The organism is Streptomyces sp. NPDC091279, assembly GCF_044757465.1.
Classification (GTDB): Bacteria; Actinomycetota; Actinomycetes; order Streptomycetales; family Streptomycetaceae; genus Streptomyces.
Genome location: NZ_JBIVVA010000002.1, coordinates 97617 through 112053 on the forward strand (window position 1 = coordinate 97617; position 14437 = coordinate 112053).

The window sequence follows — 14437 nt, forward strand, 5'->3', positions numbered from 1 at the left end:
GGCCCGCTCGGGCCCGGCAGATCCGCCCCCTCCGGAAGCACCCGCACGGGCCGGCGCCGCACCGCCGGCCCGTGCGCCCCCGACGAGAAGAACCGGGACGAAACCCCATGGCAGTCACCGAAGACACGCTGCGCGACTACCTCAAGCGCGCGACGACCGACCTCGCCCGCACCCGCCGCGAGCTGACGGCCCTCCAGGAACGCGCCGACGAACCCATCGCCATCGTCGGCATGGCCTGCCGCTACCCCGGCGACGTCGCCTCCCCCGAGGACCTGTGGCGGCTCGTCGCGAACGGCGTGGACGCCACCGGCGACTTCCCCACCGACCGGGGCTGGGACCTCGACGCCCTGGCCGCCCCCGAGGGCCCCGCCACCAGCTACGTCCAGCGCGGCGCGTTCGTCCGCGACGCCGACCGGTTCGACGGGCCGTTCTTCGGGATCAGCCCCCGGGAAGTCCTCGGCATGGCCCCGGCGCAGCGGCTCGCCCTGGAGACCGCCTGGGAGGCGCTGGAGCGCGCGGGCCTCGACCCGGCCGCGCTGCGCGGCTCCGACACCGGCGTCTACCTGGGCGTCATGGACGACGAGTACGGCCCCCGGATGGACGACCCCGGTGAGGCGGGCGGCCACGTCGCCACCGGCAACCAGGTCAGCGTCGCCTCCGGGCGGATCTCCTACACCTTCGGCTTCCACGGCCCCGCCCTCTCCGTCGACACCGCCTGCTCCTCCTCACTGGTCGCGCTGCACCTCGCGGTGGCGGCGCTGCGGCGCGGCGAATGCTCGCTGGCGCTGACCGGCGGTGTCACCTTCATGTCGGGGCCGGGGACGTTCGTGCAGTTCAGCCTCCAGGGCGGACTCTCCCGCGACGGCCGCTGCAAGTCGTTCGCGGCCGGCGCCGACGGCACCGGCTGGGGCGAGGGCGCGGGCATGCTCGTCGTCGAACGGCTCTGCGACGCCCGCCGCAACGGCCATCAGGTGCTGGCCGTCATCCGCGGCACCGCCGTCAACCAGGACGGCACCAGCAACGGCCTCACCGCCCCCAACGGCCCCGCCCAGGAGAAGGTCATCCGGCAGGCCCTCGCCGCCGCCGGGCTCTCCGCCGACGGCGTCGACGCGGTCGAGGCGCACGGCACCGGCACCGTCCTCGGTGACCCCCTGGAAGCCTCGGCGCTCATCGCGACCTACGGCCAAGGGCGGCCCGCGGAACGGCCGTTGCTGCTCGGCTCGGTCAAGTCCAACATCGGCCACACGCAGGCCGCCGCCGGTGTCGCCGGGGTCATCAAGATGGTCATGGCGATGCGGCACGGCCTCTTCCCCGCGACCCTGCACCTCGACGAGCCCACCCCGCACGTCGACTGGAACGGCGGTGGAGTCGTCCCCCTCGGCGAGGCGGTCCCCTGGCCGGAGAGCGGCCGACCCCGCCGGGCCGGGGTGTCGTCCTTCGGCGTCAGCGGGACCAACGCGCATGTGATCGTGGAGGCCCCCGAGGAGGAGCCCGCCGACCCCTCCCACGCCCCCGCGCCTGGCGCCCCCGCCTTCGCCTGGCCGCTGTCCGGCAAGGGCGACGCCGCGCTCGCCGCCCAGGCCGCCCGCCTGAACGAGGCCGTCCCCGACGCCGACCCCGCCGACATCGCCGTCTCCCTCGCCGCCCGCGCCGGGTTCGAGCAACGGGCCGTGGTCATCGCCCCGGACGCGGCCACGGCCCGCGCGCTGACCGACACGGTCGCGGCGGGGGAGGACGCGGAGGGGGGCGGTACGGGGGGTGCCGGGTCCGGTGACGGTTCCGGTTCTGGTTCCGGCGGCCGTGCGAAGGCGAGTGCCGGTGCCGCTGCCGTCGTCGGCGGTGTCGTCCGTGGGCAGGCGCCCGTGGTGCGGCGGCGGCCCGTGTTCGTGTTCCCCGGGCAGGGGGCCCAGTGGGCCGGCATGGGGGTCGAACTCCTCGACACCGCACCGGTGTTCGCGGCGGCGATCGCCGACTGCGAGGCCGCCCTCGCGCCCCACGTCGACTGGTCGCTGACCGAGGTGCTGCGGGCCGGGCCCGAGGCCGGCTGGCTGGAGCGGGTGGACGTGGTCCAGCCGGTGTCCTTCGCCGTGATGGTCGCGCTGGCCCGGCTGTGGGAGTCGGCCGGGGTCGTGCCGACCGCCGTCGTCGGCCACTCCCAGGGCGAGATCGCCGCCGCGCACATCGCGGGCCTCCTCCCGCTCGAACAGGCCGCCCGCGTCGTCGCGTTGCGCTCCCGGGCGATCACCGCGCTGGCCGGACAGGGCGGCATGGTCTCCATGCCGCTGTCCGAGGCGGACACCGCCGATCTGCTCGCCCCCTGGACGGGCCGGATCGAGATCGCCGCCGTCAACGGGCCCGCCCTGACCGTCGTCAGCGGCGACACCGAGGCCGTCGAGGAACTCCTCGCCGCCTGCCCGGACGCCCGCCGCATCCCCGTCGACTACGCCTCCCACTCCCACCACGTCGAGCGCATCGAGGCCGAACTCGCCACCCTCCTCGGCGACATCGCCCCGGAGCCCGGCCGCATCCCGCTCTACTCGTCCGTCACCGGCGAGGACCGCACCGTCACCGCCACCGACGGCGCCTACTGGTACCGCAACCTGCGCCGCCCGGTCCGCTTCGAGGCCGCCCTGCGTGCCGCGCTCAGCGCCGGGCACGACGCGTTCATCGAGGTCAGCCCGCACCCCGTGGCCACCGTCGGCGTCACCCAGACCGTCGAGGAGTCCGGCGCCGCCGTCGCCTCCACCCTCCGCCGGGAGCAAGGGAGTTGGGCCCGGATGCTCACCGCCCTCGCCGAGGCGTGGGTCCAGGGCATCCCCGTCGACTGGACCGCCCCGCACCCCGGCGGCCGCCGCATCCCCCTGCCGACGTACGCCTTCCAGCGCACCCGGCACTGGCTCGACCGCGCCTCCTCCGGCGGACCCGGACAGCTCACCGGCGCGGGCCTCCAGGGCACCGGACACCCCCTGCTCAGCGCGGCGGCGCCGGTCGCGGACACCGGGCAGTGGCTGCTGACCGGCCGCCTCTCGCTGCGCACCCACCCCTGGCTCGCCGACCACGCGGTCTCGGGCCGGGTCCTGCTGCCCGGCACCGCGTTCGCCGAACTCGCCGTCACCGCTGGTGACGTGGTGGGCTGCCCGGCCGTCGACGAACTCACCCTGCACACCCCGCTGTCGCTCACCGAGGGCGAGGCCCGGCGCCTCCAGGTCCATGTCGAGGCCCCCGACGACAACGGCCGCCGCGCCCTCACCCTCTCCTCGGCCCCCGACTCCACCAGCACCTGGACCCGGCACGCCTCCGGCACCCTCACCACCACCCCGGCCGCCGCCCCCGACACCCTCACCCCCTGGCCGCCCCCGGCCACCGAGCCGCTCCCCGTCGACGGCCTGTACGCCACTCTCGCTGACGCGGGCTACGGCTACGGCCCCAACTTCCAGGGCCTGCGCGCCGTCCACCACAGCGGCGACGACCTGTACGCCGACGTCGAGCTGCCCGGTGAACTCACCGACACCGCAGGGCAGTTCGGCCTCCACCCGGCGCTCCTGGACGCGGCCCTGCACGCGCTGCGGGCCGCCGACTGGTTCCCCGGTGCCGCCCCGCGCCTGCCCTTCCACTGGTCCGGCGTCCACCTGCACGCCACCGGCGCGACCCGGCTGCGCGTCCGCCTGCGCCGCACCGGAACCGGCGAGATCACCCTCCTCGCCGCCGACACCACCGGCGCCCCCGTCCTCACCGTCGACACCCTCACCCTCCGCGAGTCGACCGGCGCGACCCTCGCGACCCCGGTCGACCACCTCTACGAGGTGACCTGGACGCCGGTCGAGACACCGGCCGGAGGGGCGGTCGCGGCCGGGGAGGCAACGGCGGCAACGGCATCGGCAACGTCAACGGGCCCGGAAACGGCGCCGGACGCGACCGTCGTGCACTGCGCCACGGCGTTGGAGGCCCTCGACGCCGTCCGCTCCGACGCACCCCGCCTGGTGATCGTCACCCGGGGCGCCGTCGCCACCGGCCCCGCCGACCCGGCCCCCGACCCCGAACTCGCCGCCGTCTGGGGCCTGATCCGCTCGGCCCAGTCCGAACAGCCGGACCGGTTCCTGCTGGTGGACGTCGGGAGCGGCCCGGATGACGGTGCCGGGCGGGGCGAGAACGGCCACGCCCCCGCCACCGGCGCCACCGGCACCTCCCAGCTCGCGCCCAACACCCCCGCGATAGCAGCCGCGTTGGCCTCCGGTGAACCCCAACTCGCTTACCGTGCAGGCCGCCTGTACGCCCCCCGCCTCACCCCCTCCGCCCCTGCCCTGGTCCCTCCGGCCGCCCCCGCCTGGCGGCTCACGGCGACGGGGAGCGGCACGTTGGAGGGGCTGGAGTTCGCCGCGTACGAGCCGGCGTCGCGCCCCCTCGCCCGCGGTGAGGTCCGCGTCGGTGTCCGGGCGACCGGCGTCAACTTCCGGGACGTTCTCATCACCCTCGGCATGGTCGAGAAGGGCGCCGGGCTCGGCTACGAGGCCGCCGGTGTCGTGCTGGAGACCGGCGCCGATGTCACCGGGCTCGCCGTCGGTGACCGGGTGACGGGACTGGTCGCCGGTGACGGCTACGGCCCCGTGACGGTGACCGACCAGCACCAGCTGGCCCGCGTCCCGGACGGCTGGTCCTTCGTCGAGGCGGCGTCGGTCCCGATCGCCTACCTCACCGCCTCCTACGGCCTCGTCGACCTGGCCGGGCTGAAGGCGGGGGAGAAGGTGCTGATCCATGCCGCCGCCGGTGGTGTGGGCATGGCGGCCGTGCAGATCGCGCGCCATCTCGGTGCCGAGGTGTTCGGGACGGCGAGCCCCGGCAAGTGGGACACGTTGCGTGGACTCGGCCTGGACGACGCGCACATCGCGAACTCGCGTGACCTGGAGTTCGAGCGGCGGTTCCCGAAGGTGGACGTCGTCCTCGACTCGCTGGCCGGTGAGTTCGTCGACGCGTCGCTTCGACTCCTCGGGGACGGGGGGCGGTTCGTGGAGATGGGCAAGACCGACATCCGCGACGCCGACGAGGTCGCCGCACAGCACCCCGGACTCTCCTACCGCGCCTTCGACCTGCGCGAGGCCGGTCCCCGGCGGACCCGGGAGATGCTCACCGAGGTGCTCGGCCTGCTGGAGGCGGGCGCGTACACCCTGCTGCCGATCACGACCTGGGACGTGCGCCGGGCGCCCGAGGCCCTGCGGTACGTCAGCCAGGCCCGGCACATCGGCAAGGTCGTCCTGACCATGCCGCGCCCGCTGGACCCCGACGGCACCGTCCTGATCACCGGCGCCACCGGCACCCTGGGCCGCCTGGTCGCCCGCCACCTGGTCACCCGGCACGGCGCACGCCGTCTGCTGCTCGTCGGCAGGCGCGGCTCCGCCGCCACCGGCATGCCCGAACTCCAGGCGGAACTGGAGGAGTTGGGCGCCGACGTGACGGTGGCCGCCTGTGACGTCGCCGACCGGGACGCCCTCGCCGCCCTGGTGGCGGAGCACCGGCTGTCGGCGGTCGTGCACGCGGCCGGCGTCCTCGACGACGGCGTCGTCCCCCACCTCACCCCCGAACGCCTGGAGAAGGTGCTGCGCCCCAAGTCGCGGGCGGCGCGGGCACTGCACGACCTCACCCTCGCGCACGACCTCACGCACTTCGTCCTCTTCTCCTCCGTCGCCGGGATCATCGGCACCGCGGGGCAGGCCAACTACGCCGCCGCCAACGCCGCGTTGGACGCCCTCGCCCAGCGCCGCAGCCGCGCCGGACTCCCGGCCCTCTCCCTCGCCTGGGGCCTGTGGGAGCAGACCAGCGGCATGACCGGGCACCTCGGCGCCGCCGACAGGGCCCGCCTCGCCAGCGGCGGCGCCCTCGCCATGACCGACACCGAGGGGCTCGCCCTGCTCGACGCGGCGCTCGACGCCGGTACCGCGGCCGTCGTTCCGGCCAAGCTCGACACCGCGCGGCTCACCGCCCCGGTCCCGGCCCTGCTGCGTTCCCTGGTGCGCACCCCGGCCCGCCGGACGGCGGTGAGCGGCGCCGACACCGGCACCGGACTCGCCGACCGGCTCGCCGCGCTGCCCGAGGCCGACCGGGCCGCCGAGGTCCTCGCCCTGGTCCGCGACGAGAGCGCCCGCGTCCTCGGCCTGACCTCCCCGGACGCCGTGGAGCCCGACCGGCCGCTGCGCGAGCACGGCCTCGACTCCCTCCTCGCCGTCGAACTGCGCAACCGCGTCAGCGCGCGGGTCCGCGCGAAGCTCCCCGCGACCCTGCTCTTCGACCACCCGACACCCCGGCGCCTCGCGGCCCATCTGCTGACGTCCGTGCTGGGCGTGACCGGACCGACGGCCGCCCAGCGGACCCGCGCCGAACCGGTGGCCACCGACGAGCCGATCGCGATCGTCTCCATGGCCTGCCGTCTCCCCGGCGACGTCCACACCCCCGAGGACCTGTGGCGCCTCGTCCTGGACGGCCGGGACGCGGTGGGCCCCTTCCCGGCCGACCGCTGGGACGTCGACGCGCTCTACGACCCCGACCCGGAGACACCGGGCACGTCGTACGCCCGCGAGGGCGGTTTCCTGAGCGACATCGGCTCCTTCGACGCCGGGTTCTTCGGCATCGCCCCCAAGGAGGCGGCGGCGATGGACCCGCAGCAACGGCTGCTCCTGGAGACCACCTGGGAGGCGCTGGAGCGGGCGAACATCGTCCCGGCCGACCTGGCGGGCAGCACCACCGGCGTCTACCTGGGCCTCTTCGACAGCGGCTACCACAACACGTCCGGGCTCGACCGGATGGACGGCTATGTCACCACCGGCTCGGCCGTCAGCGTCGCCTCCGGACGCCTCGCCTACGCGCTCGGCCTGGGCGGCCCCGCCATGTCCGTCGACACGGCGTGCTCGTCGTCGCTGGTCGCGCTGCATCTCGCGGTACAGGCGCTGCGCGCGGGCGAGTGCGACCTCGCGCTGACCGGCGGCGTCACCCTCATGGTGACGCCCCGAATGTTCGTCGAGTTCAGCAGGTTGCGCGGCGTCTCCGCGACCGGCCGCTGCCGCTCCTTCTCCGACGACGCCGACGGCGCGATCTGGGCCGAGGGCGTCGGGATGGTCGTCCTGAAGCGGCTGACCGACGCCCAGCGCGACGGCGACGAGATCCTGGCCGTCGTCCGGGGCACCGCCGTCAACCAGGACGGCCGCAGCCAGGGCCTGAGCGCCCCCAACGGACCCGCGCAGGAAGAGGTGATCCGGCACGCCCTCGCCCGGTCCGGGCTCACCCCCGCCGACATCGACACCGTCGAGGCGCACGGCACCGGCACCACGCTCGGCGACCCCATCGAGGCGAACGCCCTCGCCGCCGTCTTCGGCGCCACCCGGCCCGAAGGACGCCCTCTGCGGATCGGCTCCCTGAAGTCCAACATCGGCCACGCGCAAGCCGCTTCGGGCATCGCCGGTCTCATCAAGGTCGTGCAGTCGCTGCGCCACGAGACCCTCCCGCGCACCCTGCACGCCGCCGAACCGAGCCGCCACGTCGCCTGGGAGGGCAGCGGCCTCGCACTCCTCCAGGACCATCTGCCCTGGACCCCGGCCGCCGACCGGGTACGCCGCGCCGGGATCAGCTCGTTCGGGATCAGCGGGACCAACGTCCACGCGGTCATCGAGGAGGCCCCGGCGCCGGTGGCCGACGCCCGCGCCGAAACCCCGGCGGCCCCGGGCCTGTTCACCCTCTCCGGGCGCACCCCCGACGCCGTCCGCGCCCAGGCCGCCCGCCTCGCCGGGACGGTCGCCGAGAACGCCGCGCTCCCGGAGCTGGCCTACACGCTGGCCCGGCACCGCACCCACTTCGACCGCCGGGCCGCCGTGGTGGCCAAGGACCGGGACCAACTCCGCACCGCCCTCGACGCGTTGGCGTCCGGTGACACCCCGCTGCCCTCGGGCGCGGGCGAGGTCCCGGCCGGCAAGGTGGCGTTCGTGTTCCCCGGACACGGTGGCCAATGGCCCGGCATGGGACGGGAGTTGGCGCAGCAGTCGACCGCGTTCCGTGAGGAGCTGGCCCGCATCGACGAGGCCGTACGGCGGATCGCGGGCTGGTCGGTGCTCGACGCGCTCAGCGGCGCGGAGTTCGACCGCACCGAGATCCTCCAGCCGGTGCTGTTCGCGCTGAACGCGGCCCTCGCGGCGGCCTGGCGCGAGCTGGGCATCCGCCCCGACGCGGTCCTCGGACACAGCCTCGGCGAGATCGCCGCCGCCTACGCCGCCGGTGCGCTCACCCTCGACGCGGCCGTCACCGTCGTCACCCGACGGGCCCGCGCGGTCGTCCCCGTGGAACGCCAAGGCGGCATGCTGGCCGTCGAGTTGCCCCATGCCGAGGTGGCCGACCTGCTCACCCCGTACGCGGGCCGCCTCTTCGTCGCGGCCGTCAACAGCGCCCGCTCAACGGCGATTTCGGGCACCTCGGCCGAACTGGCGCAGCTGCGCAGCGAGTTGGACGCCCGTGACATCCGCACCCGGGAGCTGTCCACCCCGTTCGCCTCGCACACCCCGCTGATGGCAGCCGTCCGGGAGACCTTCCTGAAGGGGCTCGACGGGCTCGCGGCGACGCCGGGAACCCTCCCGTTCTACTCGGCGGTGACCGCCGAACCCACCGCCGGTGAAGCGCTCGACCCCGGCTACTGGTACGCCAACCTGGCCGAACCGGTGCGCTTCGCCGACGCCGTACGGCGCATGCTGGACGACGGCTACCGCTGGTTCGTCGAGCTGAGCCCGCACCCCTCGCTGGCCGCGTCCATCGAAGCGGTCGCCGCCGAGGCGGGCGTGCGCGTCGTCACCGTCGGCTCGCTCCGCCGCGAGCAGGGCGAACTCCTCACCGGCGTAGGCAAGTTGTACACCGCCGGATACGACCCCGACTGGTCGGCGCTGTTCCCGGCAGGCCGCCCGGCACCGCTGCCCACCTACCCCTTCGCCCGGGAACGGCATTGGACGGCACCGGCCCCGGCGCCCCGGGCGGGCGCGACCCCCTTCGTCGACACCCACATCGAGCAGAGCGACGAACCCGGCCGGCATGTCTTCCAGACCCGCGTCGACCTGCGCGACCCCCGCTACGCCTACCTCGCCGACCACCGCGTCCTGGGCGAGGTCTGGCTCCCCGGCGCCGCCTTCCTGGAAATGGCCCTCGAAGCCGCGTCCCGCCTCCACAAGGGCGACCTCCACCTCACGGACATCCAGTTCGTCCAGCCCCTCCGACTGGACGAACAGACCCCCGTCGACGTGCAGTTGACGCTCCGCGCGGACACCTTCACCATCGCCTCCCGCACCCCCGGCACCCCGTGGACCCCGCACGCCACCGGACACCTCGCACAAGCCCCCCTGAGCACCGCAGCCCCGCTCTCCGCCGACTCCCCCCTCGCCGCCCTCCGTGCCGAGTGCGCCACCGAAGTCCCGTCCGTGTACGCCGACTTCACCGCCGCCGGCATCGACTACGGCCCCGCCTTCCGAGGCCTGGCCGAAGGCTGGTCGGGGGAGGAGGCAGCCCTCGGCCGCCTGACCGCGCGGCCGCTCGCGGGCCATCTGATCCACCCGGCCGTGCTCGACGCGGCCTTCCACGCGGCGGCTCTGCCGGACGCGGTCCCGTCGGGGCGCCCGTTCGTCCCGGCGGCGATCGGCGCCCTGCGCCTCACCGGCCGCACCACGCCCGTCTGGACGACCTGCCGGGTGCGTTCCGTCGACGACGACCGGCTGACGTTGGACGTCACGCTGCTCGACCAGGACGGCCGACCGGTCCTGGAGATCGACGGGTTCGAACTCGCCGCCCTCGCCGCCCAGGACCGCTCCCTCATGGAGGTCCGCTGGCAGCCACGCCCGGCACCGCAGCAACCCCCGCGCCGGGGAACCTGGTTGATCCTCGCGGACGGCACCGGAGTCGGCGACGATCTCGCCGCGCGCCTGGGCACCGAGCCGTATGTGATCGCCCGCAGCGGCACCGGGTTCACCGCCGACGCCCCCGGCCGCTACACCCTGGACCCGGCCGAGCCGGCCCATCTGTCCCGCCTCCTGGACGAGGCGTTCGCCGGTGAACTCCCCACGACCGTCGTCCAGTTGACGGCCCTGGACGCACCCGCGATCGACTCGGCCGAAACGGCGGACCAGGCGACCCGGCTGACCTGCCTGAGCACCCTGCACCTGGTCCGGGCGCTCACCGAGCGGCCCCGGCAGGGCAAGGCGCCCCGGCTGTTCCTGGTCACCCGCGCCTCCCAGGCCGCCGACGGGACCGGCGTCGCCCACCCCGCGCAGGCGCTGGCCTGGGGTTTCGGGCTCACCGTCGCCCAGGAGCACCCGGAGCTGACGGCCACCCTGGTCGACCTGCCCGCCACCGGCGGCACCGACGCCCTGTGGACCCAGCTCCGCCACGCCGACGCCGAACTCCTCATCGCCCTGCGGGAGTCGGGCCGTCTGGTGCCGAGGCTGGCCCGCGCCCAGGTCACCGACAGCACCGAAGTCCCGCTCGACGGCGTCCAGTTGATCACCGGCGGCCTCGGCGGCCTCGGTCGCGTCGTCGCCGAACGGCTGGTGGCCCGGGGTGCGCGCAAGCTCGCCCTGCTGGGCCGTGGCGCCGCCGCCCCGGACGCCGTCCGCTGGGCCGACGGCCTGCGGGAACAGGGCGTCGAGATCGTCATGGCCCGCGCCGACGTCACCGACCGCGCAGCTCTCACGGCAGCGCTGGACACGGTACGTGCCGGGCTCGGGGCGCCCGTCACCGCCGTTGTGCACGCCGCTGGTGTCCTCGATGACGCGACCCTCGCGAATCTCACCGAGGAACGGGTGCGGCGGGTGCTCGCGCCGAAGGTGCTCGGGACCACGCTGCTGGCCGAACTCACCCCGGACGCACGGAGTTTCGTGCTCTTCTCCTCCGTCGCCGGACTCTTCGGCTCGGCGGGACAGGCCCCCTACGCGGCGGCCAACGCCTTCCTCGACGCCTGGGCCCACCACGTCGAACGCCCCGCGCTCAGCCTGGACTGGGGCGCCTGGGAGGAGGCCGGCATGGCCGCCGCGACCGCCGGACGCACCGCCTCCGGAGGCCGCCGCGCGCTCCTCGGACTCACCCCGCAGGAAGGCGGCGCCCTCTTCGACCGCGCCCTGACCAGCGGCGCCCGGCAACTCGCCCCGGCCGCCCTGGACTGGCCGTTCCTCGCCAGGAACCCGGAGAGCGTGCGCGCCCTGCCGCTCCTCGCCGACCTCGTCGCCACCCCGGACAGCGCACCCACCGACCTGGTCGCCCAGATCCTGGCCGACCCCGACCCCGACGCGGAGCTGGTGGAGACCTATGTGCGCACCAAGGTCGCCGAGGTCACCGGCGACCGCGTCACCGGCCTCGCGCCGACCACCTCCCTGAAGGAACTCGGCCTGGACTCCCTGATGATCGTCCAGTTGCGCAACGCCTTCGGGCGTGACCTCCTGGTCGACCTGCCGACCTCGGTGGTGTTCGCGGCGGCCGACATCCGGGGCCTCGCGGCCGACCTGCGGACCGCGCTGGCCGACGGGGCCACCAGGACCCGTTCCGCACCGGACGAACCGGAGGGCGAGGTTCCGCCGAGCGCGGTGTTCCCGGCCACCCGGGACGTCGTCCGGCTGCTGCGCACCGCCCAGCAGGGCGTGCCCGACGCGGCCCACGCCATCGGGCTCGCGCTGCGGCTGCCCGAGCCGACCACCCGGGAACGGCTCACCGGCATCGTCGACCGGCTCGCCGCCCGGCACGCCGCCCTGCGCACCGCCGTCGTCGCCGAGGACCGCGCCCTGCGCGTGGACCGCGAACTGCCCGGCCCGCTGCTGCGCTGGACGTCGGTCCAGGCGGCCGACCCGGAGGCGGACGCCGCCGACCGGCTGCGCGCGCTGCTGGAACCCGCGTTCGACCTGGCCACACCGTCGTTGTGGCGCTTCGAACTCCTCGACCACGGACCCGGCGGCCAGATCCTGGTCTTCGGCGCCCACCACGCGGTCAGCGACCTCCAGTCCCTGCTGCTGCTCACCGACGAACTCGACGCCGAACTCTCCGGCACCCCCCTGCCCGCCGAGATCACCAACCGGGACGTCACCCTGCTGCTGCGCTCCCAGGAAACGGGCGCGAACGGCGGCGAAGGGGCCGTCGACGCCGAGTGGACCGCCGCGTTCGACGGCGTGCGGCGCCTCGACCTCACCCTCGCGGCCCCGCGCCCCGAGCAGCGGTCCTACCGCGCGGGCAGCCTCACCCTGCCGGTGCCCGACGGGCTGATGGACCGGGTGGCGGCCCGCGCCGGAGCCCTCGCGATCACCCCGGCCGCGTTCTGCCTGGGCACCTTCACCGTGCTGCTCGCCCGGCGCCGGGAGCGCGAGCGGTTCGTGCTGGCCGTGCCGGTCGACACCCGCATCCACGTCGACGCGCCCGGCGCCCTCGGCTTCTTCGGCGTCCCCGTCCCCTTCCCCGCCGAGGCCCGGGAGGCCGAACGCGTCGAGGACGTGCTGCGCCGCACCGACGGTCGCCTGGAGAAGGTCCTGGAGCAGGGCGCCATGTTCTCCGACACCCTCGCCGAACTGGCCGCACAAGGGCTCTACCAGGCGGGCGCCCCCTTGGTGGAGGTCTACTTCAACTATGTGCGCAGCGCGCCCCCGGCCGGTGGCGTCGACGTCCTGCCCGCCGGGACCGGCTACAGCGACCTCGACCTGATGGTCACCCTCACCCCGGACGCCGGACGGGTCCGGCTCGACTACAACGCGGACATCCTCGACGCCGCGACGACCTTCACCCTCGGCCAGGAGTTCCTGGAGCTGCTGGCCGAGGCGGCCCAGCGCCCCGAGGCCCTGGTGCGCCCGGAACGGGAGCGACGGCGCCCGGTCCTCGCCCTCGCCGCGACCTTCGCCCTCGGTGACCTCCCGGTGCTGTGCGAGGCGGCCCTCGACGACACCCACGCCGTCGAGGAGGCCCCGTACCACCAGGTCCTCGCCGCCCTCAAGGACCCCTCCGGCGCCCTGCACGCCCCGGACACCGCCCTCGGCGTGATCCTGCTGCGCGCCACCGACCTGGAACGGTTCGGCCCGGCCGACGACGCGCTCCTCGCCGAACTGGCCGCCGCCTACCCGTCGGCGGTACGGGAACTGGCGCGGCGGACCGGCACCCCGCTGATCGTCGGCATCGCCCCCACCGCCGGCCCCGACGCACGGCTGGCACGCTGGGAGACCGAGGTGGCCGACGCGCTCGACGGCACCCCCGGGGTGGCGGTGCTGCGCCCGGCCGACTGGACCCGCGACCACCAGGTCGAGGACCCCTTCGACACCGGCACCGAGGAACTGGCCCACCTGCCCTTCACCCCCGAGTTCCAGGCGGCCCTGGCGCTCACCCTGGCCGAGACCGTCAACGCCGTGCGGCGGCCGGCGCCGAAGGTGATCGCCGTCGACGGCGACGAGACCCTGTGGGGCGGCATCGCGGGCGAGATCGGCCCGGAAGCGGTCGAACTCGGCGGAGCCCGCGCCCAGTTGGCACGCCGTCTGCTCCAGTGGCGGGAGGCGGGCGCCCTCCTCATGCTGGTCAGCAACAACGACGAGGCGACCGTCCGCGCGGTCCTGGACCGCCCCGAAAGCCTCCTGGACGCCGAGCACTTCAGCGTCCTGTCGGCAGCCTGGGGCCCCAAGCCCGAACGCCTCCAGGAGGCGGCACGCCGGCTGAACCTGGGCGTCGACAGCTTCCTGTTCCTGGACGACAACCCGGCCGAACTCGCCAAGATGCGGGCGGCCCTGCCCCAGGTCCACTCGGTGCCCTGCCCGCCCGCCGGTGAACTCACCGCGTTCCTGGACCGGTTGTGGCCGCTCGTCCCGGCCGCCGCCACCGCCGAGGACCGGCTGCGCGCCCGCTTCTACGAGCAGGAACGCGCACGCGACGCCGTCCGCACCCAGACCGGGTTCGAGGAGTTCCTCGCGAGCCTGGAACTGGCGGTGGAGATCCGCCCCGTCACCGACGAGGACGCCCCTCGCGCCGCCCAACTGGTGCGCCGCACCAACCAGTTCACCCTGCGGGCCCGCTCCGCCGACGGGCGGGACCTGGAGCGCTGGCGGGAGCACGGCGAGGTGTGGACGGCCACCGCGCGCGACCGGTACGGCGACTACGGCCAGATCGGCCTGCTCGCCGTCCGCGCCGACGCCGGTCAACTCGACGTCCTCGCCTGGACGATGAGCTGCCGTGCCCTCGGCCGAGGCGTGGAGGAACGCCTGTTGGCCTGGCTCGCCGAGCGCGCCGAGCAACTGGACTGCGCCAAGGTCCGGTTCACCGCACGGCGCACCGAACGCAACATCCCGGTCCGCCGCCTCCTCGCGGCCCTCGGCGGCGGCGAGGCGGACACCGACCACCTGGAGACGGTGACCACCCCGGACCAGCTGAGGGAGTTCCGCTCCTGGCGCTGAGCACCGAGGGCTGAGCACCG

General features: G+C 75.2%; 1 pseudogene. It reads left to right on the forward strand.

Going from position 1 to position 14437, the window contains the following annotated elements:
* Positions 1-119 precede the first annotated feature (119 nt).
* Positions 120-14417, forward strand: a pseudogene (locus ACIQOU_RS04290) (SDR family NAD(P)-dependent oxidoreductase); the annotation flags it as partial.
* Positions 14418-14437: the final 20 nt, after the last annotated feature.